This is a genomic window from Corynebacterium sp. 335C, from assembly GCF_053525695.1.
Genome location: NZ_JASTTB010000001.1, coordinates 1,468,716 through 1,492,757 on the forward strand (window position 1 = coordinate 1,468,716; position 24,042 = coordinate 1,492,757).

General features: G+C 73.3%; 17 protein-coding genes. 8 read left to right on the top strand and 9 right to left on the bottom strand.

What is annotated here, in order from left to right:
* Window positions 1–13: 13 nt before the first annotated feature.
* The 3 genes from QQS41_RS06410 to QQS41_RS06420 all read right to left on the bottom strand — a co-directional run bounded on the left by QQS41_RS06410 (window position 14) and on the right by QQS41_RS06420 (window position 2,848).
* Window positions 14–1,378 (bottom strand): glycoside hydrolase family 25 protein, encoded by a 1,365-nt coding sequence (locus QQS41_RS06410; protein WP_448851806.1) that lies wholly within the window; start codon window positions 1,376–1,378, stop codon window positions 14–16.
* A 142-nt stretch (window positions 1,379–1,520) separates the two neighbouring features.
* Window positions 1,521–2,405 (bottom strand): PrsW family intramembrane metalloprotease, encoded by an 885-nt coding sequence (locus QQS41_RS06415; RefSeq protein WP_448851807.1) that lies wholly within the window; start codon window positions 2,403–2,405, stop codon window positions 1,521–1,523.
* Complete coding sequence (locus tag QQS41_RS06420) at window positions 2,402–2,848, bottom strand: hypothetical protein (RefSeq protein WP_448851808.1); 447 nt, start codon at window positions 2,846–2,848, stop codon at window positions 2,402–2,404. Before QQS41_RS06420 ends, QQS41_RS06415 begins: the two co-directional genes overlap by 4 nt.
* 273 nt (window positions 2,849–3,121) lie before the next feature.
* Between QQS41_RS06420 and QQS41_RS06425 the strand changes: the two genes are divergently transcribed.
* Together QQS41_RS06425 and QQS41_RS06430 are read left to right on the top strand one after the other, a co-directional pair.
* Window positions 3,122–5,137, top strand: a complete 2,016-nt coding sequence (locus QQS41_RS06425) for a M13 family metallopeptidase (protein WP_448851809.1) — start codon at window positions 3,122–3,124, stop codon at window positions 5,135–5,137.
* A gap of 153 nt (window positions 5,138–5,290) precedes the next feature.
* Entirely contained in the window at window positions 5,291–6,394 is a 1,104-nt protein-coding gene (locus tag QQS41_RS06430; RefSeq protein WP_448851810.1) for an isocitrate/isopropylmalate family dehydrogenase, read from the top strand.
* Between the two features lie 86 nt (window positions 6,395–6,480).
* Here the strand turns inward: QQS41_RS06430 and QQS41_RS06435 are convergent, their stop codons facing one another.
* Both QQS41_RS06435 and QQS41_RS06440 read right to left on the bottom strand, forming a co-directional pair.
* Window positions 6,481–7,329 carry a VOC family protein gene (locus QQS41_RS06435; protein ID WP_448851811.1) on the bottom strand — a complete coding sequence of 283 codons (849 nt, stop codon included), beginning with the start codon at window positions 7,327–7,329 and terminating at the stop codon, window positions 6,481–6,483.
* Window positions 7,329–7,619, bottom strand: a complete 291-nt coding sequence (locus QQS41_RS06440; RefSeq protein WP_303143482.1) for an RNA-binding S4 domain-containing protein — start codon at window positions 7,617–7,619, stop codon at window positions 7,329–7,331. The genes QQS41_RS06435 and QQS41_RS06440 overlap by 1 nt, the downstream gene beginning before the upstream one ends.
* A 132-nt stretch (window positions 7,620–7,751) precedes the next feature.
* Here QQS41_RS06440 and QQS41_RS06445 point away from each other — a divergent pair, with 132 nt between their 5' ends.
* Complete coding sequence (locus QQS41_RS06445; RefSeq protein WP_448851812.1) at window positions 7,752–8,177, top strand: hypothetical protein; 426 nt, start codon at window positions 7,752–7,754, stop codon at window positions 8,175–8,177.
* A gap of 31 nt (window positions 8,178–8,208) precedes the next feature.
* Window positions 8,209–8,808: an HPP family protein gene (locus QQS41_RS06450; RefSeq protein ID WP_448851813.1), complete on the top strand. Its 600-nt coding sequence runs from the start codon at window positions 8,209–8,211 to the stop codon at window positions 8,806–8,808.
* Window positions 8,809–8,983: 175 nt separating this feature from the next.
* Here QQS41_RS06450 and QQS41_RS06455 read toward each other — a convergent pair whose 3' ends face one another.
* From QQS41_RS06455 to gltB, 3 genes are all read right to left on the bottom strand, one after another.
* Window positions 8,984–9,304: a heavy metal-binding domain-containing protein gene (locus tag QQS41_RS06455; RefSeq protein WP_448851814.1), complete on the bottom strand. Its 321-nt coding sequence runs from the start codon at window positions 9,302–9,304 to the stop codon at window positions 8,984–8,986.
* Between the two features lie 135 nt (window positions 9,305–9,439).
* Window positions 9,440–11,011 carry a glutamate synthase subunit beta gene (locus tag QQS41_RS06460; RefSeq protein ID WP_448851815.1) on the bottom strand — a complete coding sequence of 524 codons (1,572 nt, stop codon included), beginning with the start codon at window positions 11,009–11,011 and terminating at the stop codon, window positions 9,440–9,442.
* A complete protein-coding gene (gene gltB, locus QQS41_RS06465; RefSeq protein WP_448851816.1) occupies window positions 11,004–15,593 on the bottom strand; it encodes a glutamate synthase large subunit in 4,590 nt (1,529 codons plus the stop codon). Before gltB ends, QQS41_RS06460 begins: the two co-directional genes overlap by 8 nt.
* A gap of 445 nt (window positions 15,594–16,038) precedes the next feature.
* Between gltB and QQS41_RS06470 the strand changes: the two genes are divergently transcribed.
* From QQS41_RS06470 to QQS41_RS06485, 4 genes are all read left to right on the top strand, one after another.
* Window positions 16,039–17,049, top strand: a complete 1,011-nt coding sequence (locus tag QQS41_RS06470; protein WP_448851817.1) for an HNH endonuclease family protein — start codon at window positions 16,039–16,041, stop codon at window positions 17,047–17,049.
* Window positions 17,050–17,183: 134 nt separating this feature from the next.
* Window positions 17,184–19,331, top strand: coding sequence for an acyl-CoA dehydrogenase family protein (locus tag QQS41_RS06475; RefSeq protein ID WP_448851818.1), 2,148 nt, complete (start codon window positions 17,184–17,186; stop codon window positions 19,329–19,331).
* A 498-nt stretch (window positions 19,332–19,829) separates the two neighbouring features.
* Complete coding sequence (locus QQS41_RS06480; RefSeq protein ID WP_448851819.1) at window positions 19,830–21,515, top strand: AMP-binding protein; 1,686 nt, start codon at window positions 19,830–19,832, stop codon at window positions 21,513–21,515.
* A gap of 363 nt (window positions 21,516–21,878) precedes the next feature.
* On the top strand, window positions 21,879–23,567 hold the full coding sequence (locus tag QQS41_RS06485; RefSeq protein WP_448851820.1) for an AMP-binding protein: 1,689 nt from the start codon (window positions 21,879–21,881) through the stop codon (window positions 23,565–23,567).
* Window positions 23,568–23,780: 213 nt separating this feature from the next.
* Here QQS41_RS06485 and QQS41_RS06490 read toward each other — a convergent pair whose 3' ends face one another.
* Window positions 23,781–24,035, bottom strand: coding sequence for a hypothetical protein (locus QQS41_RS06490; RefSeq protein ID WP_448851821.1), 255 nt, complete (start codon window positions 24,033–24,035; stop codon window positions 23,781–23,783).
* Window positions 24,036–24,042: the final 7 nt, after the last annotated feature.

The following is a 24,042-nucleotide window of genomic DNA, read 5'->3' on the forward strand; positions in this document are numbered from 1 at the left end:
GGTCGCCGGCCGTCTAGCGGCCGACGGAGTTGAGGGCGGCGATGACGTCGGAGAGCGTCACCGGCACCGCATCCTCGCCGTCGACGGAGGAGCCGGAGGCGGCGGCCGCCATGTCCTCGAGCGTCGCGATGAGCTCGGCGACGTCGCGGGCGGAGAGCTCGCGGACGGGCGCCGGGCCATGCTGGGCCATCGTCTCGGTGCGGACGACGTCGCCGAGCACGGCGGCGAGCAGCTGGGACTGGCCGTGGGCGAGGCCCTCGGTGCGGCCGGCGTCGGCGGTCTCGCCGGCGGCGTCGCGGCCGGCCTCCGCGGCGGCGTCGGCCGGGGCGGAGGCGGACAGGGAGCCCTCGATGAGGGAGAGGATGAGCTCCAGCAGGGAGTCGGAGACCACCGGGGAGCCGCCGATCGTGTCGGGCTCGTCGACGCCCTCGGGCGTGTCGACGCGGCCGGCGTCGTTGGTGGTGCCGGAGTCGCCGTCGCCGTCGACGACGGTCACCGGGTCGTTCGGCACCGGGCGGCCCTCGTCGGCCGGGTCCAGCTGGGACGGGTCGAAGGAGCCGGGCAGCTGGCCGGCGCCGTCGCCGCCGCGGCCGGCGCCCGGGATGCGGCCCGCGCCGGAGTCGCGGCCGGCGGCGTCGGAGTCGCCCTTGGCGAAGGCCTCGAGGTCGGCCTGGGAGCCGTTGAAGGTGTTGAGGTCGACCGGGGTGATGATGCCGTCGACGCGGCCGGAGCCGGAGCGCTGCCAGACGGAGACCTCGTCCCAGCCGCCGGGGATGTCGGTCGGCGGGGTGTCCTGGTAGGCGGCGAGCCACAGCGGGTAGTCGGCGAACTTCTCCGTGTTCGCCATCTGCTGCCGCCAGAACCAGCGGTAGGTGTAGATCATCGGCTTCTCGCCGGTCTTCTCCTCGACGCGGTCGAGGAACTTCTGCGCCCAGTCGGAGACCTTCTCCGCGGACAGGCCCTCGTCGACCTCCATGTCGAGCACCGGGGGCAGCTTCGCGGCGCCCTCGGGCTGCAGCTCCAGGGCCTTCACGAACTCGTCGGCCTGCTTGACGGGGTCCTTGGTCGGGCGGCCGTAGTGGTACGCGCCGATGATGAGGCCCGCCTCGTGGGCGCCCTTCGAGTCCTCCTCGAAGTGCTTCGACAGGGGCGCGTGGCCGTCGGTCGCCTTGATGATGGCGAACTTCGTGCCCGCGTCGGCCACGGTCTCCCAGTCGATGCCGGTCGACGGGGTGTGCTGCCACTTGGAGACGTCGATGCCGTCGGGGGAGGTGGCGGTGAACGCCTGGGCGGGGACGGCCATGCCGGTGAACGCCAGGGTCATGGCGGTGGCGGCGGCCGCGATGCCGGTCCGGTGTCGTGCTGCGCGTCGGGACATGCCGACAACCATACATCTCCAGCCCCATTAGTCACACTTTTCACACGAGCAACAGTCGTCACGTCGGCGCAGCGCACGCGCCCGGCACGCGGAAGCGCCCCGCATCCCGGGGACGGGACGCGGGGCGCCGGAGCGGACGGGGTCACGCGGAGGCGGGGGCCTCCGCCTCGCGGGCGGCGCGCACGAGGCGCGCGGTGCGCACCCACGCCCAGGCGAGCAGGCCGGCGGCCAGCACCCACAGGACGACGTGGACGATGACGCCGGCGGCGTCGGACCACTCGTAGTTCCACGGGAAGTGGATGACGAAGGCGGTGACGAAGCCCGCGGCGGCGACGCCGATGCGGCGGCCGCGCGTCCAGCCCTGCGCGAGCATCGCCATGCCCAGCGCCCAGCCGGCCAGGCCCGTGAAGAACACGTGCAGGCCCGGGAACGCGACGCCGCGGGCGAGCCACGTGCCCAGGAAGCCGGCGAGGTCGGAGTTCGGGTCGTCGACGGCGCCGACGGCGGCGTACTGCACCGTCTCCACCAGCTCGAAGCCGAGGCCGACGAGGATGCCGCACAGCAGGCCGTCCCACGGGCGGTGCCAGCGGGCGCCGAACACCAGCAGGATGAGCGCGACGCCGGCGAGCTTGCCGACCTCCTCCGGCCACGCGCCGCCGAACGCGTACTCCGCGTCGGCCCAGCCGAGGTTCGCGACGGCGGCGGTGGTCGCGTCGCCCGCGGCCAGCACCATCGTCATGGAGGCGAAGCCGCCCCACAGGAACGGCACGATCGGCCGCCACCCCATAGGGGTCCACAGCACGGAGCGGGTCATGAGGAACCACACGATCGCGGTGACCGCGGCGGTGATGGCCACGCCGCCGAGGACCGCCATCGGGGTCAGGCGGATCATCGGCAGGAACGTGATGGCGGAGAAGCCCAGGCCCACGAGCGTCGCGGCGACGACGAGGACGAGGGCGAGGACGTTGGTCCGGGACGGCTGCGCCGGGGTGACGGCGGGCTCCCGGACGACGGTGGCGGAGCTCATCGGCCCTCCTCCTTCGGGTCGGCCTTGACGGTGGACAGGAGGTGGTCGGCCTCCGCGGCGATCCCCTTCTCGGGGCCGGACAGGATGACGGCGACGGCCTCGGCGTCGGCCGGCTGCCCCTCCCCGCCCTGCCCGGCCGGGTCGGCGACGCCGGACTTGCCCATCGTCGTGACGGTCACGCCCGTGTCCTTGCAGCGGAACTCGCGGGCGCCGATGGTCGCGGACGACACGCGGTCGCACTGCGCGCCCTCGGGGCGCGCCGGATACGACGCGGTCCACGACGAGTTGTCGCCGCCGAGGGCGACGGTGGAGGTGGTCTCGTGGACGGCGTCGCCGCCGCCGGTGGCCGCGGCCACCGCATGGGGGATGAGGGCCGCGAGCGCGGCCAGCAGGACGACGACGGCGACAGGCCGCCATCCCGCCCGGGTATCCGCATCGGTCATGAACGCCGATTCTGCCAGCGGAGACGCGGACGTGACGATCCCTCACCATCTACCCCCGCGATTCCACCCCCGCAGTGCCCGATCGGGCATGCGGGCGGCGGCGCATCCGCCGGCGGACCGCGGGAGGAGCGCGGGCGGGGCGGGGCTCGGACGGCCGCGAACGCGGGAGGGGCGGACCGCGGACGGGCGCGGCCGCCGGCGAGGCCGGGCGCGCGCCCGGGGGCGGAGGCGGGCGCCCCGCGCCGTGTCGGGTCCGTCCCTACACTGTGGCCCATGAACGACGCCCGGAACCCAGCCCACGACGACTCCGCCCGGCCGGCCGCCGCGCAGCCGGCCCCGTCGCCCGCCGAGGACCTGTACCGCCACGTCAACGGGGAGTGGATCGACTCCCACGAGATCCCGTCCGACCGCCCGATGGACGGCGCCTTCCACGCCCTGCGCGACCGGGCGGAGGAGGACGTCCGCGACCTCATCGCCGACATCGCGGAGGAGGATCCGGGCAGCCGCATCGGCCGCCTGTACGCGTCCTTCATGGACGAGGCGGCGGTGGAGGCCGCCGGCGTCGACGCGCTCGCCCCGGACCTGGCGGACGTCGCCGCGGCGGAGGACCGCGACGCGCTGGCCCTGGCGCTCGGCCGCCTCGACCGGACGGGCGTGACGGGCCCGGCCGGGTTCTTCGTCGAGAAGGGCCCGGACGGCCCGGACGCGGTGCTCTACCTCCTGCAGTCCGGCCTGGGCCTGCCGAACGAGGCGTACTACCGGGAGGAGGGCCACGCGGAGACGCTGGCCGCCTACCGGGAGCACGTGGCGGACATGTTCGCCGTGTTCGAGGACGCGACGGTGGCGGCGAACGACTTCGCCGGCTCCGACATCGCGGACGCCTTCGACCTGGGCGACGTCGCCGACGCCGCCCGCCGGGTCGTCGACCTGGAGACCCGCATCGCGGCGGGCCACTGGGACGTCGTCGCCAGCCGCGACGCGCTGAAGACCACCAACCCGACCGCCGTCGCCGACCTGCCGTCCGGCTTCCCGTGGGCCCGCTGGTTCGCGGAGATGGGCGTGGAGGCGGAGGCCGCCGGGCGCATCAACGTCAACCAGCCGTCCTACCTGGAGCACTGGGCGCAGCTGTGGAACGACGCGGACCTGGAGGACCTGCGCCTGTGGGCGCTGTGGCGCGTGCTGCACGCCCGCGCGGGCCTGCTGCCGGACGCGTTCGTCCAGTCCGACTTCGAGTTCTACGGCCGCACCCTCACCGGCGTGGAGTCGCTGCGCGACCGGTGGAAGCGGGGCGTCGCGTTCGTCGAGGGCGCCGTCGGCATGGACGTCGGCCGCCGCTACGTGGAGCGCCACTTCCCGCCGGAGCACAAGGCCCGGATGGAGGAGCTGGTGGACTACCTCATCCGCGCCTACCGGGAGCGCATCGGCGCCCTGGGCTGGATGACAGAGGAGACGCGGGAACGGGCGCTGGAGAAGCTCGGCATGTTCACCCCGAAGATCGGCTACCCGGACGAGTGGCGCGACTACTCGGCGCTGGAGGTCGGCGACGATCTGCTGGCCAACGCGCGTGCGACGGCGGCGTTCAACCACGACCACGAGGTCGGCAAGCTCGGCGCGCCGGCCGACGCCGGCGAATGGCACATGACCCCGCAGACGGTGAACGCGTACTACAACCCCGTCTTCAACGACATCTGCTTCCCCGCCGCCATCCTGCAGCCGCCGTTCTTCGACCCGGACGGCGGCGCGGCGGCGAACTTCGGCGCGATCGGCGCGGTCATCGGCCACGAGATCGGCCACGGCTTCGATGACCAGGGCTCGCAGTACGACGGCCACGGCGACCTGCGCCAGTGGTGGACCGACGAGGACCGGGCGGCGTTCGAGGGCCTCACCGCGAAGCTGGTCGACCAGTACGAGGGCCTCGTGCCGTCGGTGCTGCGCGAGGCCGGGAGGACCGATGCGGGCGTCAACGGGCGCTTCACCCTCGGCGAGAACATCGGCGACCTCGGCGGCCTGGGCATCACCGTCGCCGCCTACCGCCTGTGGCTCGCCGACCACGGCGAGGAGGACGTGCCGGAGGCCTACCGGGACCTGTTCCTGTCGTGGGCGACGGCGTGGCGCCTGGCCATCCGCCCGGAGGCGGCGGCGCAGCTGCTGGCCGTCGACCCGCACTCGCCGGCGGAGTTCCGCTGCAACGAGACCGCCTCCAACATCGACGAGTTCCACGCCGCGTTCGGCGTGGAGCCGGGCGACGGCATGTGGCGCGACCCCGCCGACCGCGTCGCCATCTGGTGACGCCCGGGCCGCGGGCGGTCGCCGTCGTCACGCGGCATGCGCAACGCGGGTGATGCGTGACGACGGCGACCCCGCGCCCTCCCGCCCCCGTCCGGGGCCGGGCGGGGACGCCGGCCGGGCGGCGACCGGGCGGGCGCCCCTAGCATCGGGGGCATGAGCGAGACGAACGCCGCCCCCCGCATCGCCCTGTTCCCCGGCAACGGCATCGGCCAGGAGGTCGCCTACGGCTCCCTGCCCCTGCTCCGCGAGCTGTTCCCGGGGTGGGAGATCACGGAGGGCCGCATCGGCTGGGACTGCTGGTGCTCCGGCGGCGACGCCGTCCCGCCCGAGTCGTGGGAGCTCGCGCGGGCCTCCGACGCGCTGCTCGTCGGCGCCATCACCTCCAAGCCCGCCCGCGAGGCGGAGCTGGAGCTCGTGCCCTCCCTGCAGGGGAAGGGCCTGCAGTACCGCTCCCCCGTCGTGCAGCTGCGCCGCGAGCTGGACCTGTACGCCAACGTCCGCCCGACCGTCGACCCGACGGGGCGCGTCGACGTCACCGTCGTCCGCGAGAACACCGAGGGCACCTACGTCCACGACCTCGACGCGGGGCATCTCGGCGACCTGCGCGACGTCATCGGCGACGACCCCACCGTCCGCCAGTCCGACCCGTCCGACGTCGCCGTCGCGCTGCGCGTGACGACGGGCTTCGCGTGGCGGCGCCTCCTGCGCACCTGCGGCCGGCTGGCGCGCCGCTCCCGCGGCCACGTCACCGTCGCCGACAAGCCGAACATCATGCAGGCCACCGGCGAGATCGTGCGGGCGGCGATGGAGGCGGCCGCCGCGGAGTTCGACGACGTCGACTTCGTCATGGGCAACGCCGACGCCGTCGCCATGCGCATGGCCGCCGACCCGGAGTCGCTGGACGTCGTGGCGGCGGAGAACCTCATCGGCGACATCCTCTCCGACCTCGGCGCGGGCCTCGGCGGCGGCATGGGCGTCACCCCGTCCGCCAACCACGGCGACGGCCCCGCCATGTTCGAGCCCGTCCACGGCTCGGCGCCGGACATCGCCGGCCGCGGCATCGCCAACCCGACGGCGTTCCTGCTGTCGGCGGCGATGTGCGGGACCCACGTCGGCGACGTCGACGCGGCCACGCGGCTGCGCACCGCGGTCGGCGAGATGCTGCGCGACGGCGACCCGGCGGAGCTGACGCCGGACCTCGGCGGCCACGGCACCACGGAGACCGTGCTGCGGGCGGTCGCGAACCGGCTGGGCTGAGCCGCGGCGCGGACGCATGACGGCGCCCCGCGACCTGGATGGCCGCGGGGCGCCGTCGTGCGCGGGGGCGCGGGGTGGCCCGGGCGTCAGCCCTTCGGGCCGAAGCCGAACTCCGAGAGGTCGATGCCCTCCAGCGGGTCGGACTCGTGGATCTCCTCCACCGGCGGCGGCGGGACCTCGCACAGCACGGTCACCGCGCCGGCGGGGTCGGCGACCGTGGCCAACGGGCCGAAGTCCGTCAGCTGCGGCTCGACGATGACCTCGCCGCCGGCGTCGGCGGCCTTCCGCACCGCGCCGGCCAGGTCCTCGACGCCCAGGTAGGCGAGCCAGCCGGCCCAGTCGCGGCCGGCGCCCTCGCCCGCGGCGCCGGCGCCCGCGGCGATGCCCGCGAACGCGGCGTCCTCCTCCACGGCGACGGCGTAGCCGCCTCCGCCGTCGCGGGCGTGGACGACGATCTCCCAGCCGAATAGCTCGTGGTAGAACCGCACGACCTCGTCGAAGTCGGCGCCGGGGCCGGCGATGAGCTCGAACCAGACGGGGGCGCCGGGCTCGCCGGCGACGTAGAGGCGCGGTCCGTCGGCCGGGCCGAGCAGCCCCACCAGGGCGCCGCCCGGGTCGGCGACGATGGCCATGGCGGCGCCGTCGGGAAGCGTCACCGGCTCCTGCGCGACCTCCGCGCCGAGCTCCCGGGCGCGGTCGACCGCCCCGGCGACGTCGTCGACGTGGAAGGACACGCGCCACTGGGAGCCGCCGTCGCCGGCGGGCTGCACCGCCGCCAGGGGCATGCCCTGCAGCAGCGCGACGCGGCCGCGCTCGCCCTCGCCGGCGAAGCGCCAGCCCAGGACCGAGCGCAGGAACCGCTCGGACGTCCGCGGCGCCGACGACTCCAGGTCGACGCGCACCGGCATGCCGAATTCCGCGGGGAAGGCGGGCATTACATGTTCCTCCACTTCTCGTAGTCGAAGTCGTCGTCGGCGGTCGCCTCGTCGAAGTAGTCGTCCTCCGCCTCGTCCGCGGCGGCGACGCGCGCCTCCACGCCGGCGAGGCCGACGACGTCGCCCGGCCGCAGCTGCCGGCCGCGGCGGGTCTCCGTCTCGCCGTTGACCGTCACCTGCCCCTCGGCGATGAGCTCCTTCGCCAGCCCGCCGGTCTCGGCCAGGTTCGCGAGCTTCACGAACTGCCCCAGCCGGATCTCGTCGTCCCGGATCGCCACGTCATATGCCATGGGGACAGTGTCCCACACCCCGCCGCGGACCGGGCGGGGCGATCCCGCGCGGCCGGCGCGGCCCGCACGGCGGCGGGTGCGGGCCTCCGCCCGCCAGTTGACAGACAGCTCTGTCTATATGACCATGTGCGCATGCCCCGCCGCCCGATCCCCCGCCTGAGCCTGCCCGGCTCGCCGGCGGGGCTGGTCCTCCACGAGACCCGGGTGCGCGGGCCCCTCGGCCGCGCCGTCGCGCTGGTCGCCGACGTGGTCGATCCCGGCCGCGTCATCCTCGCCGGGGCCGCGTTCACCGACGACCCGGGCGCCCTGCGGCACGTCGCCGCGGCCCTGCACCGCCACTCCCCGGTGCGCCGCGACGTCCGCGTCTCCCGCGCCCGCGGCCGCATCACCCGCGACGCCGCCGCGGCCGTCGCGCTCGACGCCCTGCACGCCGACCCCCTCGCGGTCGCCGCCGCACCGGCCCCGCCCGACCGACCCCGCAGCCGTCCGGCGCCGGCCCCTCCCCCGGGCCGCCCCCGGGCCGCCCCCGGCCCGCCGCCGCCCGGCGAACGGGCGTAGCCTCGCCCGGAACCACGAAGGAGAATCACCGATGACCGCGCAGCCCTCCGCCGACGCCGCCCCCGGCCGCACCCACGCGCCCGGCGGGATGCGCGGGGTTCCGTCGCTGCGCGGAATCGGCCGCGGCCTCGCCGGCTTCGCCCGGCCCCTGCGCTCCCGCGCGCCGGAGCGGCCGCCGGTCCGCCACATCCTCGCCGCGACGTCGCTCCTGGCCGCGGGCCTCGCCCTCATCGGCCTGCTCGCCGACACCTCCGCCGACCACCTGCTCATCCCCTCCCTCGGCGCGTCGATGGCCCTCATCGTCGGCGCCCCCGAACTGCCCCTGTCGCAGCCGCGCAACGTCGTGCTCGGCCACCTCATCGGCTTCGGGGTCGGCTGGGCGCTGTCGCTCGCCTGGCCCGGATCGCTCACCGCCGGGGGCGTCGCCGCCGCCCTGACGTTCGGGCTCATGCTCGCGCTGCGGTGCGCCCACTCCCCCGCCACCGCCACCGCGCTGTCCCTGGTGTGGCTGCCGACGGCCGCCCCGCTCCACGACCTCCTCATGGTCGGCGCCGGCGCCGTCCTCGTCGTCGCCTGCGGCTGGGCCGCCGTCCGCTCCCGCCGGCTGGAGTACCCCGTCTACTGGTGGTGACGGGCGCCGGGCGGGGACCGTCGTCACGCGAACGACGGCACGATGCCGCGCGGGTCCCGTCGTCACGCGAACGCGCACCCCGCGCATGCGCGAACCCCCGCGCGCGCCGGCGACCCGGCGCGGACGGGGGACGCCGCCACGCGGAGTGCGGGCACCGCGCGCGGAGCGCGGCCAGCTACTTCAGCGTCACCGCGGTGCCCGACACGGACACCATGAGCATGCCGTTGTCGGCGCCCAGCACCTCGTAGTCGATGTCCACGCCCACGACGGCATGGGCGCCCATCTGCTGCGCGCGCTCGTAGATCTCGCGCAGCGCCTCCTCGCGCGTGTTCGCCAGCTCTCGCTCGTACGTCCCCGCACGGCCGCCGACGAGGTTGCGGATGCCCGCGCCGAAGTCCTTGAAGAGGTTCACGCCCGAGATCGCCTCGGACGACACGATGCGGAGGTACTGGTCGATGTCCCGGCCCTGGACGGACTGCGTGGTCGTCATGATCATGGGCCCGAGTATACGGAAACGGGGCGTCCCGGGAAGGCTTCCCGGAACGCCCCGTACCGCGCCGATGCGCGGTGCGCGGCGGGGGCGGCGGTGCGGCGCCGAATTGTCACGCCCGGCGCCGCCCCGCCCTCCGCGCTACACGCCGATCGGCTGGTCTTCGGGTTCGACCGCGCGCGGCAGGTTCGACTCGCCCATCAGGTGGCGGTCGACGGCCTCCGCGCACGCGCGGCCCTCTGCGATGGCCCACACGATGAGGGACGCGCCGCGGCCGTTGTCGCCTGCGACGAACACCGGGCGATCGAAGCCGGCGGTCGGGCGGCCGGAGCGATCCGGCGCCGCGCCCGTCTGCGCGCGGTAGTCGCCGTCGCGCACCATGCGGCCGCGCTCGTCGAAGCGCAGGCCCAGCTCGTGCGCCAGGCCGCCGCGCTCCGCACCGGTGAAGCCCAGCGCGATGAGCACCAGGTCCGCCTCCAGCTCGAAGTCCGTGTCCTCCACCGGGACGCGGCGGCCGTCGACGACGGCGACCTCGTTGGCGGACAGGCCGGTCACGCGGCCGTCCTCGCCGTGGAACGACACCGTGTTCGCGCTGAACACGCGGTTGCCCAGCGTCGCGCCCTCCGTGCGGGCGGACAGGCCCAGGGCCTCCACCTGCTCGGCGGTCTCCGAGCCGTCGACGACGTACTCGCCCTCCTCGTGGGCCGTGGCGACGCGCCACTTCAGCGGGTGCATCGGCCACGGGGTCGACGCGGCGCGGGACTTCGGGGCGCGCGGGCGGATGTCCAGCTGCGTCACCGACGCCGCGCCCTGGCGCAGGGCGGTGCCGAAGCAGTCGATGCCCGTGTCGCCGCCGCCGATGACGACGACCTTCTTGCCGCGGGCGTCGATCTCCGGGCGGCCCTCGCCGCCGTAGTCGCCGGCGACGCGGCGGTTCTCCTGCGGCAGGTACTCCATCGCCTGGTGCACGCCGTCCAGGTCGCGGCCGTCGACCGGCAGGTCGCGCGGCACCGGGGCGCCGGTGGCCAGGACGACCGCGTCGAACTCCGCCAACTGCGCCGCGTTCGGCGAGACGCCGGTGACGAAGACGGTGCCCTCGGCCTCCATCTGCTCCAGGCGGCGGTCCAGCCAGCGGGCCTCCATCTTGTAGTCCGGCACGCCGTAGCGCATGAGGCCGCCGATGCGGTCGTCGCGCTCGAAGACGGTGACGGCGTGGCCGGCGCGGGTCAGCTGCTGCGCGGCGGCGAGGCCCGCCGGGCCGGAGCCGACGACGGCGACGGACTGGCCGGTGTCGAACGAGGCCGGGATGGGTCGCACCCAGTTCTCCTCGAAGCCGCGCTCGGCGATGGCCAGCTCGATGTTCTTGATGGTCACCGCGTCGTCGTTGATGGCCAGGACGCAGCCGCCCTCGCACGGCGCCGGGCACAGGCGGCCCGTCCACTCCGGGAAGTTGTTGGTGGCGTGGAGGCGGTCGAACGCCTCCTTCCACCGCTCCTGGCGGACCAGGTCGTTCCACTCCGGGATGATGTTGCCCAGCGGGCAGGCGGCGTGGCAGAAGGGCACGCCGCAGTCCATGCAGCGGCTCGCCTGCTCGCCGATGAGGCCCTCGCGGGCCGTCTCGTAGACCTCGCGCGAGTCCATGAGCCGCAGCGGCACGGGGCGGTGCGCCGGCTCCTCGCGACGGTGCTTGAGGAATCCCTTGGGGTCAGCCATTGTTCACAGCCTCCATGATCGCGTCGTTGACGTCCTGGTCGGTGGCCTCGGCGCGCTCGATGACGTCGAGGACCCGTGCGTAGTCGCGGGGCATGACCTTGACCATGCGGTCGGCGGTCACGTCCGCGTCGGAGCCGGTGAGCTCCCGGTGGCGGGCGATGAGCTGGTCCAGCCAGGCGATTTCGTCGGCGGCGGGCTCCATCATGTCGACGAGGCCCGCGTTGACCTTCTTGTCCAGCGTCTTGTCGTCCAGCAGGTAGGCGATGCCGCCGGACATGCCGGCGCCGAAGTTCTCGCCGACCGGGCCGAGCACGACGGCGCGGCCGCCGGTCATGTACTCGCAACCGTGGTTGCCGATGCCCTCCACGACGGCGGTGCAGCCGGAGTTGCGGACGAGGAAGCGCTCGCCGACGGTGCCGCGGACGAAGATCTCGCCCGAGGTGGCGCCGAAGCCGAGGACGTTGCCGGCGATGGTGTCGCGGGCGACGTCGGCGGTCGGCGGGGCGGACTTCGACGGGCGGACGACGATGCGGCCGCCGGAGAGGCCCTTGCCGACGAAATCGTTGGCGTCGCCCTCCAGGCGCAGGTCGATGCCCTTCGGGACGAAGGCGCCGAAGGAGTTGCCGGCGGAGCCCGTCAGGTTGACCGTGATGGTGCCGTCGGGCAGGCCGTCGGCGCCGGTGGCGCGGGTGACCTCGTGGCCGAGGCGCGTGCCGACGGTGCGGTCGACGTTGGTGATCGGGTAGTCCAGCGCGACCGGCTCCGGGGTCTCGCCGCGGGCGGCGGAGCGGATGAGGTCGGCGGTGTCCGCGATGAGCGTGCTGTCGAGGGTGCCCTCGAGGCCGTGCTCCTGCTCCTTCGTGCAGCGCGGGTCCTGGTCCGGGAAGAACGGGGACTTCGCGGCGTGGAGGATGCGGTCGAGGTTGAGCTTCGCGGCGCGCGGCAGCGCGTCGAGGTCCTCGCGCGGGCGGAGGCACTCGACGTGGCCGACGGCCTCGTCGATGCTGCGGAAGCCCAGCTCCGCGAGGTACTCGCGGATCTCCTCGGCGATGAAGGTGAAGAAGTTGACGACGTGCTCCGCCCGGCCCGTGTACCGCTTGCGCAGCTCCGGGTTCTGGGTGGCGATGCCGACGGGGCAGGTGTCCAGGTGGCAGACGCGCATCATGATGCAGCCCTCGACCACCAGCGGGGCGGTGGCGAAGCCGTACTCCTCGGCGCCGAGCAGCATGGCGACCATGACGTCGCGGCCGGTCTTCAGCTGGCCGTCGCACTGGACGCGGATGCGGTCGCGCAGGCCGTTGAGCATCAGGGTCTGCTGGGTCTCGGCGAGGCCGAGCTCCCACGGGCCGCCGGCGTGCTTCAGCGACGTCAGCGGGGAGGCGCCGGTGCCGCCGTCGTGGCCGGAGATGAGCACCACGTCGGCGTGCGCCTTCGAGACGCCGGCGGCGACGGTGCCGACGCCGAGCTCGGAGACGAGCTTCACGTGGATGCGGGCGCCCGGGTTCGCGTTCTTCAGGTCGAAGATGAGCTGCGCCAGGTCCTCGATGGAGTAGATGTCGTGGTGCGGCGGCGGGGAGATGAGGCCGACGCCCGGGGTCGTGATGCGGACCTCGGCGACCCACGGGTACACCTTGTGCGGCGGCAGCTGGCCGCCCTCGCCGGGCTTCGCGCCCTGCGCCATCTTGATCTGGATGTCCGTGCAGTTGGACAGGTAGTGGCTGGTGACGCCGAAGCGGCCGGAGGCCACCTGCTTGATGGCGGAGCGGCGCCAGTCGCCGTTGGGCTCGACCTCGAAGCGGGCCGGGTCCTCGCCGCCCTCGCCGGAGTTCGACATGGCGCCGAGGCGGTTCATGGCGATGGCGAGGGTCTCGTGGGCCTCGGCGGAGATGGAGCCGTAGGACATGGCGCCCGTCGAGAAGCGCTTGACGATCTCGCTGACCGGCTCGACCTCGTCGAGCGGCACCGGGGCGCGGTCGGAGCGCAGCTCGAACAGGCCGCGCAGCGTCGCCAGGCGCTTGGTCTGGTCGTCGACCTTGCGGGTGTAGTCGCGGAACACCGCGTACTGGCCCGTGCGGGTGGCGTGCTGGAGCTTGAAGATGGTCTCCGGGTTGAACAGGTGGTACTCGCCCTCGCGGCGCCACTTGTACTCGCCGCCGAGGTCGAGGTCGCGGTGGGCCTGCTCCTCCGGGCGCGGCAGGAAGGCGCTGCGGTGGCGGGCCTCGACGTCCTCGGCGACCTCCGGCAGGCCGATGCCCTCCAGCGGGGAGGTGGTGCCGGGGAAGTACTCGTCCAGGAAGTCCTGGGCCAGGCCGACGACGTCGGCGAGCTGGGCGCCGCGGTAGGACTGCACGGCGGCGATGCCCATCTTGGACATGACCTTCAGCAGGCCGGTGGAGGCCGCCTTGCAGTAGTTGCGGCAGGCCTCGTCGAGGGTGAGGTCGCCGAGCTGGTTCTTCATGCGCAGCTCGTCGATGGTCTCGAAGGCCATGTAGGGGTTGATGGCGTCGGCGCCGAAGCTGACCAGCATCGCCATGTGGTGGACCTCGCGGGCGTCGCCGGCCTCGATGATGAGGGACGCGCGGGAGCGGGTCTTCTCCTCCACCAGGTGGTGGTGGACCGCGGAGGTGAGCAGCAGCGACGGGATCGGCGCCTTGTACTCGTCGGACTCGCGGTCGGACAGGATGATGAGGGAGGCGCCGCGGTCGATGGCCTCGGAGACCTCGCGGCGGACGCGGCGGATGGCGTTGCGCAGGCCGCGGCCGCCCTGGGCGACCGGGTAGAGGCCGGAGATGGTCTCCGAGCGGAAGTCGCCGTAGCCCTCGTGCTCGCCGCAGTTCTGCAGCGTCAGGAAGTCGTGGTTGTCGAGGATGGGGTGGTCCAGCCGGATGCGGCGGGCGGCGCCCTCCGTCGGGTTCAGCACGTCGGCCTCGGCGCCCAGGAGGGTGTAGAGGCTGGTGACGGACTTCTCGCGGATGGAGTCCAGCGGCGGGTTGGTGACCTGCGCGAAGCGCTGGGCGAAGGAGTCGAACAGCATCCGCGGGCGGTTGGACAGCGCGGCGATGGGGGTGTCGGAGCCCATGGAGCCGATCGCCTCGGCGCCGTCGAGCGCCATCGGGCGGATGATGAGGTCGACGTCCTCCTCGGTGATGCCGAAGACGCGCTGGCGCAGCACGGCGCGCTCGTGCGGCATGTACTGGTAGCGGGTCTCCGGGATGTCGCGGGGGTCGACCAGCTGGTTGCCGACCCACTCGGAGTACGGGTGGTCGGTGGCGAGCTTCCGCTTGATCTCCTCGTCGTCGAGGATGCGGCCGGCGGCGGTGTCCACGAGGAACATGCGGCCGGGGCGGAGGCGGGTGCGCTGGACGACGTGCTCCGGGGCGATGTCGAGGACGCCGGCCTCGGAGGCCATGACGACGAGGCCCTCGTCGGTGACCCAGATGCGGCCCGGGCGCAGGCCGTTGCGGTCGAGGGTGGCGCCGATGAGGGTGCCGTCGGTGAAGCAGATGGCGGCGGGGCCGTCCCACGGCTCCATGAGGCAGGCGTGGTACTCGTAGAACGCCTTGACCTCGGGGTCCAGGGACTCGTCGTGCTCCCAGGCCTGCGGCACCATCATCATGACGGCGTGCGGCAGGGAGCGGCCGCCGAGGTGGAGGAGCTCGAGCGCCTCGTCGAAGCGGGCGGTGTCGGAGCCCTCGGGGTCGCAGACCGGCAGGACGCGGTCGATGTTGCCGAGCTCCTCGGAGCGGATGAGGGACTCGCGGGCGCCCATCCAGTTCTCGTTGCCGCGGACGGTGTTGATCTCGCCGTTGTGGGCGACCATGCGGTACGGGTGCGCGAGCGGCCACGACGGGAAGGTGTTCGTGGAGAAGCGGGAGTGGACGATGGCGAGCGCGGAGGTGAGCTCCGGGCGCTGCAGGTCCAGGTAGAAGCGCTCCAGCTGCGGCGTCGTCAGCATGCCCTTGTAGACGATGGTGCGCGCCGACAGGGACGGGAAGTAGACGGTGTCGCCGCCGGCGCCCTCGCCGGCGCCGCGGTCGCCGAGCTCGCGCTCGCAGCGCTTGCGGACGAACCAGACCTTGCGGTCGAGGCCGATGCCCGTGAGCTGGTTGCCCTCGTGGTCGGAGGCGCGGACGAACAGCTGCTTGAACACGGGCATGGCGTCGCGGGCCATGTCGCCGAGGGAGGACGGGTCGACCGGCACGTCGCGCCAGGCGATGATCTCGACGCCCTCCTCGGCGCAGATGTCCTCGACGGCGCGGATGGCGTCGAGGGTGGCCATGCGGGCCTTGGGGAGGAAGGCGATGCCGGTCGCGTAGGCGCCGGGCTCGGGCAGCAGCACTCCGGCCTTGGACAGCTCGGCGCGGTAGAAGGAGTCCGGGACCTGGAGCAGGATGCCCGCTCCGTCTCCGGTGTTCTTCTCGGCGCCGGCTGCGCCGCGGTGGTCGATGTTCACCAGCGCGCGGATGGCGTGGTCGACGATGCTCCGGCTGGCGCGGCCGTGCATGTCCGCGACGAACGCGACGCCGCAGGCGTCGTGCTCGTTGGCAGGGTCGTAGAGACCCTGGCGGATGGGCGTGGTCATGGGCTGCGGCCCCCTTCTCTCTCTCGTTCCGGCCGCCCCGGCGGGCCCGGCGCCGTGGCGTGGCGCTCGGGGTCCGGCGGGGTTCCGGTTGGGCGTGACGTGCATTACCTTTCAGGGCGCCGGAGGCTCGCGAAAATTCAGGGTGGGCTCATTTTCGCAGGTCACGACAGCAGTGTGACCTATGCCACATTGCATAATGTCATTATGAACGTATGCGAAAAGGTGATGTAACACGCCCGAAACACGTGGCGCGGGTCACGTCCCCCGCCGTCGCCCCCGGGGGTGGCGGCGGTTCCGGGCGCTCCGCGGGGGCGTGACGACGGGACCCGCGCGGCGCCGTGACCGCCGGCCGGGCGGCGCGGGGATCGCGCCCGGGAGGCGCCTGGGACGGCGCCCGGGCGGCGCGCCGGAGGGGCGTGTCGGGTGCGGTTATATCCTCGGGGGCATGTTCCCGAGCACCGGCCCCGCACCCTCCCGCGCCGCGGGCGGGCGGCGCCGCGCGCGCCGGCTGCGGCGCCCCGCCGCCCTGGCGGCCGCCGCGCTGCTGGCCCTCGGCGCCGCCGCGTGCGGCCCGGCCGGGGACGGCGCGGTCCCGGGGGCGGCCGGGGACATCGGCGCGGAGCTCTCGGAGCGCGCCCGCGCGGGCCTGGAGAAGGGGCGGGAGTTCTACGACTCCCTGCCGCCGCTGGGGGATCCGGGGCCGGGGCTGGACGGCTCCGGCGCCTCGGACGGCGAGCCGTGGCCGTCCGGCGCGGAGCGCGCGCCCGGGGCCCCGGCGCCGGCGCCCCCTCCCCCGCCGGCGGATCCGGCGGCGCCCAGCGTCCACGCGGCGGCGTTCCGCGGGATGCTGGCGGAGCTGCCGGTGAAGGGGCGCGCCCCGAAGACGGGGTACGACCGGGATCTGTTCGGCCAGCGGTGGTCGGACGACGTGCCGGTGGCCTACGGGCGCAACGGCTGCGACACGCGCAACGACATCCTGCGCAGGGATCTGGCCGAGGTGCAGGTGAAGCCGGGGACGAACGGCTGCGTCGCGCTGTCGGGCGTGCTGCACGATCCTTATACGGGACGCGACATCCCGTTCACGCGCGGCCGAGGCACGTCGGCGGACGTGCAGATCGATCACGTCGTGGCGCTGGCGGACTCCTGGCAGAAGGGCGCGCAGCAGCTGGGCCCGGACGAACGGAGGGCGCTGGCCAACGATCCGCTGAACCTGCTGGCCTCCGACGGGCCGGCGAACCAGGCGAAGGGCGCGGGCGACGCGGCGACGTGGCTGCCGGCGAACTCCGCGTTCCGCTGCCGCTACGTCGCCCGGCAGACCGCCGTGAAGCACCGGTACCGCCTGTGGGTGACGCAGGCGGAGCGCGACGCCGTCGACCGCTGGCTGGGCACGTGCACGGCGGCCGACGACGCGGGGCTGGCGGCGCTGCTCGCCGGCGCGGAGGCGCCGCGCGGCTGAGGCGGCGCGGGGCCGAGCGGGTCCCGTCGTCACGCGACGCACGGACCCGGCCGCGCACCCGGGCGCGGCACCCCGAATCACCCCCGGGGAAAAATTTAGTGTTGCCCGCATCACATCTTTCCTATGCTCGTGACATGGACCGCACCGACAGCACCACCGACGCCACCACCGACATCGCCGCCACCGACGCCGCCGTCCCGGGCGCGGGCGGCCCCGCCGATTCCGCCGCCACCGCCGTCGAGCGCGAGCGCACCGCCTCCGGCCGCCCGCCGAAGCTCCCCCGCGAGGCCGGGGCCGCCGAGGGGCGGGAGATCGCCGCCGAGCTCCAGCGCGTGCTCGACGGCCGCTGGGCCGACACCCGCGCGACCATCCGCGAGGCCCTCGACGACCCGTACTTCCGCCCCGAGGTCGGCCTGCCGCTGGAGGAGATGCGCGACCGCCTCATCGGCCGCCTCGAGCGCGTCCGCGACATGGGCACCCCGGCCGGCGCGTTCTCCGTCGCCCACGGCGGCACCGGCGAGACCGGCGCCACGCTGACCGGCATGGAGATGATCGGCCACGCCGACCTGTCCGTCATGGTCAAGTCCGGCGTCCAGTGGGGCCTGTGGGGCGGCGCCGTCGACGCCCTGGGCACCGACCCGGAGGCGCACGGCGCCCCGGTGAAGGACATCATCAACCTCGACCTGCTCGGCTGCTTCGCCATGACGGAGCGCGGCCACGGCTCCGACGTCCAGAACCTGGAGACCACCGCCACCTACGACCGGGAGACCGGCGAGTTCGTCGTCCACTCCCCGTCGCCGTCGGCGCAGAAGACCTACATCGGCAACGCCGCCCGCCACGGCCGCATGGCCGCCGTGTTCGCCCAGCTGCACACCCCGGACGAGAACGGCGAGCCGGGCGAGAGCCACGGCGTGCACTGCCTCGTCGTCCCCATCCGCGACGCCGACGGCAACCCGATGCCGGGCGTCACCATCGGCGACCACGGCCACAAGGGCGGCCTCGTCGGCGTCGACAACGGCACCCTGCTGTTCGACAACGTCCGCGTGCCGCGCACCGCGCTGCTCAACCGCTTCGGCGACGTCGACGAGGAGGGCAACTACTCCTCCCCGATCGACTCCCGGAACCGCCGCTTCTTCACGATGCTGGGCACCCTCATCCGCGGCCGCATCTCCGTCGGCGCGGCCGCCGGCGCCGCGACCCGCTCCTCGCTGACCATCGCGCTGCGCTACGCCCTGCGCCGCCGCCAGTTCGAGGGCGTGCCGGGCAACGAGAAGCGCCTCATCGACCATCGCGCCCACCGCCTGCGCCTGCTGCCGCGCCTGTCCCGCAGCTACGCGCTGGCGCTGCTGCAGAACCAGATCATCGAGCGCATCCACGAGCAGGAGGCGGCCGTCGCCGCCGGCACCTGGGACATCGCGAACCCGACCGAGGAGCAGCAGTGGAAGCAGCGGGAGATGGAGTCCCGCGCCGCCGCCGTGAAGGTCGCCGCCACCGCCCACGCCACCGACACCATCCAGGAGTGCCGCGAGGCCTGCGGCGGCGCCGGCTACATGTCGGAGAACCTGCTGACGACGTTCAAGGCCGACTCCGACGTCTTCACCACCTTCGAGGGCGACAACAAGGTCCTCATCCAGATGGTGGGCAAGGAGCTCATCACCGCCTACGCCCGCGGCCTGTCCGACATGGACCCGATGGACATGCTGCGCTTCGGCGTGGAGAACGTCGGCGACATCTTCCGCCGCCGCACCCCGGTGCCGAAGGCCGTGCAGGCGCTGCTGGACCGCGTCACCGACCGCGACGAGGAGTCCCTGTTCGACGCCGGCTACCAGCTGAAGCTGCTGGAGGACCGCGAGCAGTCGCTGCTGCGCTCGCTGGCGGGCCGCCTGCGCCAGGCGAAGAAGGCCGAGATCGAGGAGGCCGTCGAGATCGTCGACGGCGCCCAGGACCACCTCATCGCCTGCGGCTGGGCGCGCATCGACGCGATGCTCATGGAGGCGATGGTCCAGGCCGAGCAGGAGCTGCCGAAGGGCCCGGCCCGCGACGTGTTCACCCAGGTCCGCAACGTCTTCGCGCTGTCGACCATCAACGAGCACTCGGGCTGGTTCCAGGAGCAGAACGTGCTGACGGGCGGCCGCACGAAGTCCGTCCGCGCCGCGCTGAACGACCTGGTCGACTCGCTGGGCCCGTGGTCCGGCGTCCTCGTCGACGCGTTCGCCATCCCGCAGTCGCTCGTCGACGTGCCGCTGCTGAACGACGCCGGCGTCGACCCGCTGGAGGCGTAGCCGCCGCGGCGGCCGCCTCCGCCGTCGCCGCGCATCGCGCGACGACGGCCCCCGCGCGGCGCCCCGGGCGCCGGCGGGAGGCGGGAGCCCGCACCCCCCTACGGGTGCGGGTTCTTGTCATTCATTCGGTTTTCTTTCGCGAACGGTTGGGACCGCTGTTACCATCCGTCCCTACGGTCACACGGATACCATCCGGGGCCCGGCCGAAGCCGCCGCGGGACATCCCCCGCAGGACGACTTCGTGACCGGGCCGTAACATTCCGGGGCGGGCCGCCGATGTAGCGGCCGTCACCCGGGACGCGGACCGCGTCGGCCCGGCGTCGGCGACAAATGAACGACCTTCGCAGGTCAGGGACGTGACAACGGCCCGGAGCGCGCTCCGGAGCCGGCGCCCCCGCACCTGCTTTGACGTTCTTCAACAAAAGAAGTTACGGTAACGAGACCTGACGCCGGCCGCGCGCCAGCGGAGAACGAACCACATTCGGAGGACAACGACCCATGAAGGCGGAAACCAACGTCACGCCCGTCAATTCGCTGGGCTTCCAGCTGAAGGCCGCGGCGCGGTCCATGAAGCCGCTGCTGAAGTCGGGCTCCCTGCACATGAAGCCGCACCAGGTGCCGACCATGCTCAAGTACCTGGTCCGGTGGCGCTTCGCCGTCTGCGGCCTCATCCACATGAGCGCCTACCGCTACCCGAACCGCCTCGCCCTGGTCGACGAGTACGGCGAGCTGACCTACACCGAGCTGCGCGACGAGATCGTGTCGCTGGCCAAGGCCATGATGGACCGCGGCATGGAGTCGAAGACCGCGTTCGGCGTCATGGCGCGCAACGGCCGCGGCATCGTCGAGCCGATGGCCGTCAAGGGCCTCATCGGCGCCGAGATCATGCTGATGAACACCGGCGCCTCCCCGGCCCAGATCGAGGGCCTCATCAAGCAGAACGACATGAGGTTCCTCTTCATCGACGAGGAGTTCCTGGGCCAGCTGCCGGAGAACCTCCACGGCTGCCGCGTCATCGTCTCCCACCTGGAGGACCGCTCCGACCGCTCCGCCGTCCCCGCCGGCGCCGAGGTCATGGAGGACCTGGTCGCCGAGGGCGGCTCCGCGGAGCTGCCGTTCAAGCCGAAGCAGGGCCGGATCATCATCATGTCCTCCGGCACCACCGGCCTGCCGAAGGGCATCCTGCGCGACGAGCCGCGCACCCCGGCGACCCTCGGCGCCGTCGCGGACCGCATCCCGTGGCGCCGCAACATGGTCATCCACCAGTCCGCCACCATGTTCCACGCCTGGGGCTGGGCCAACGTCATCATCGCCATGGTCACCGGCGCGACGCTGGTCACCCACCGCAACATCGACGGCCAGAAGATGGTCGACCAGTGCGAGAAGTACGGCTGCAACGGCATGATCGGCGCCGCCGTGTGGATGCGGAAGATGCGCGACGTCCTCGTCGCCGACCCGTCCCGCAAGGTCGGCCCGTTCGAGTTCATGGTCTCCTCCGGCAACGCCATCCCGCCGTGGCTGGTCATGGAGCTCACCGAGCGCTTCGGCCCGGTCGTCTGCAACTTCTACGGCTCCACCGAGGCGGGCCTGACCTCCATCGCCACCGGCCCGGAGATGGCCCAGCGCCCGGAGACCGCCGGCCGCCCCGCCATCGGCGTCCGCATGGCCATCGTCGACGACGACGGCAACGAGGTCCCGCGCGGCGAGATCGGCCGCCTGGTCACCGTCCAGGAGCTGACCTTCAACGGCTACCTGTCCGACAAGGACAAGTTCCACACCTACGACGGCATGTTCGAGATCGGCGACCTCGCCAAGCAGGACGAGGACGGCTACATCTACATCTGCGGCCGCTCCGACGACATGATCATCAAGGGCGGCGAGAACGTCTTCCCGCGCGAGGTCGAGGAGCTCGTCGGCCCGGTCGACGGCGTCGGCGACATCTTCGGCCGCGGCGTCCACGACGACGAGCTGCTGGCGGAGCTGCACCTCTACGTCGTCCGCTCCGACGACCACCACGGCGCGAACCTGACCGAGAAGGACATCCAGGACTACGTGGCCGAGAACCTGGCCTCCTGGTCCGTCCCGGACAAGGTCATCTTCGTCGACCACCTGCCCCGCAACCCCGCGGGCAAGGTCGTCCCGCGCGACCTCGACGCCCTGGTCGCCGCCGGCCGCACCTCCTAGGCCCGGCGGGCGGCGCCCCGCAACCACGCGGGGCGGCGGCCGGCGTCGTCACGCGGCCCCTCCGCGACCGCATCGACGACCTCCGCAGCGCCCTCCGCGACCCCTTCCCGGCGCCGCGCACCCCCGACAGGCCCGGCACCCGCCGGAGGTCACGAAACGGCGAAACCACGTGCCACCTGCGCCACTGCATAAAACAACAGTCACGCAAGTCACATTCATCACACGATGAATCGGACCCCGATGAGACGGTTTCGTTATGCCCGCGTAGGATCTTCCAGGTCGGGCGGCCCCGGCCCCGCGCGAACCCGCGCGCCCCGCGCCGCCACCGCCGGTGAATTCGACCACGGAAGCTGCACACCTGAGATGAAATCCGAAATCAACGTCGCCCCCAGCAACTCCTTCGCCTTCGAGGCGAAGGCCTTCGCCCAGACCCTGGGCCCCCTGCTGAGGACGGGCGCCTTCTGGATGACCCCGAAGATGGTCCCCGGCGTCGTCGACTGCCTCTACCGCTGGAAGTTCGCCATCTCCAGCCTCGTGTCCCTCGGCGCCGTCCGCTACCCGGACCGCCTCGCCCTGGTCGACGACGAGGGCGAGCTCACCTACACCGAGCTCCGCGACCTCAGCATCTCCCTCTCCGAGGCGATGATGGACCTCGGCCTCGCCGAGCACACCCCCTTCGGCGTCATGGCCCGCAACGGCCGCGGCATCATCATGCCGATGGCCGCGAAGTCCTTCGTCGGCGCCGAGATCCTGCTGATGAACACCGGCGCCTCCTCCGCGCAGATCGAGGGCCTCATCAAGCAGAACGGCATGAAGTTCCTCTTCATCGACGAGGAGTTCCTCGGCCAGCTGCCGGACGACATGCACGGCTGCCGCGTCGTCGTGTCCCACATGGCGGACTACTCCACGCGGGATCACCTGCCCGAGGGCGCGCTGGTCATGCGCGACCTCGCCGAAGCCGGCGGCTCCTCCGACATCCAGCGCAAGCCCGAGCAGGGCCGGATCATCATCATGTCCTCCGGCACCACCGGCCTGCCGAAGGGCATCCTGCGCGACGAGCCGAAGACCCCGTCGCCGCTGGGCGCCGTCGCCGAGCGCATCCCGTGGCGCCGCAACATGGTCATCCACCAGTCCGCCACCATGTTCCACGCCTGGGGCTGGGCGAACGTCATCATCGCGATGGGCACGGGCGCGACGATCGTCACGCAGCGCAACTTCGACGGCGCGCCGTGCATCGACCAGTGCCGCAAGTACGGCGTCGACGGCATGATCTCCGCCGCCATCTGGCTGCGCAACTTCCGCGACGCGCTGAAGGAGCGCCCGGAGCTGCAGTCCGAGCTCGGCCCGTTCGACTTCCTCGTCTCCTCCGGCAACGCCATCCCGCCGTGGCTGGTCACGGAGCTGACGGAGCGCTTCGGCCCCGTCGTCCACAACTTCTACGGCTCCACCGAGGCCGGCATCTGCACCATCGCCACCGGCGAGGAGATGGCCCGCAACCCGGAGACCTCCGGCCGCCCGGCCCTCGGCGTGCGCACCGCGATCCTGGACGAGAAGAACCGCCCGGTGAAGACCGGCGAGATCGGCCGCCTGCACACCGCCATGGCCATGACGTTCAACGGCTACCTGTCGGCGGAGGACAGCTTCCGCACCGTCGACGGCATGTTCGAGATCGGCGACCTGGCCAAGCAGGACGAGGACGGCTACATCTACATCTGCGGCCGCTCCGACGACATGATCATCAAGGGCGGCGAGAACGTCTTCCCGCGCGAGGTCGAGGAGCTCGTCGGCTCCATCCACGGCACCGGCGACGTCTTCGCCCGCGGCGTCCAGGACGACGACCTCATCGCGTCGCTGCACGTCTACGTCGTCCGCGCCGACAACGAGGACGGCCGCGGCCTGTCCGAGGAGGGCATCAAGAAGTTCGTCGCCGACCGCCTCGCCGCGTGGTCCGTGCCGGACGAGGTCTTCTTCGTCGACTCCCTGCCGCGCAACCCCGCCGGCAAGGTCGTGCTCCGCGAGCTCGACGCCCAGATGGAGGCCCGCGGCAAGTAGCCGCCGGGTTTCCGCCTGACGACGGCCCCCGCGCGCACCGGTTGCGGTGCGCGCGGGGGCCGTCGGCGTGCGCGGGGTCGCGTGACGACGCCCCGGGCGGCGGCCATGGCTCCGCCGTGCACGGAGGCCGGCCGGCCCTCCCCGGGCGGCGGCCCGGGCCCCGGCGCGGCGCGGGAGGCGGCCGCGGCGGGGGACGTCGTCACGCCCCGGGGACTAGTCGTCCGCGGAACCCGAGCCGCGGTACCCGCCCGCGGCGGCGTCCGCGTCGCGGAGGATCTTGTACACCAGCTGGTTGTGGACGCCCGCGGCCTTCGCCAGCGGGCCCGCCGTGGCGCCGCGCCCGTACGCGGCGACGATGGCGGCGTCGCGGCGGGCCAGCGCCTCGTCGAGGCGGCGGCGGGCCTCCGCGACGTCCGCGGCGGCCTCGGCGATGGCCCGGGCGTCGTCCTCCGACGGGGGTCGCGACACGGCCATG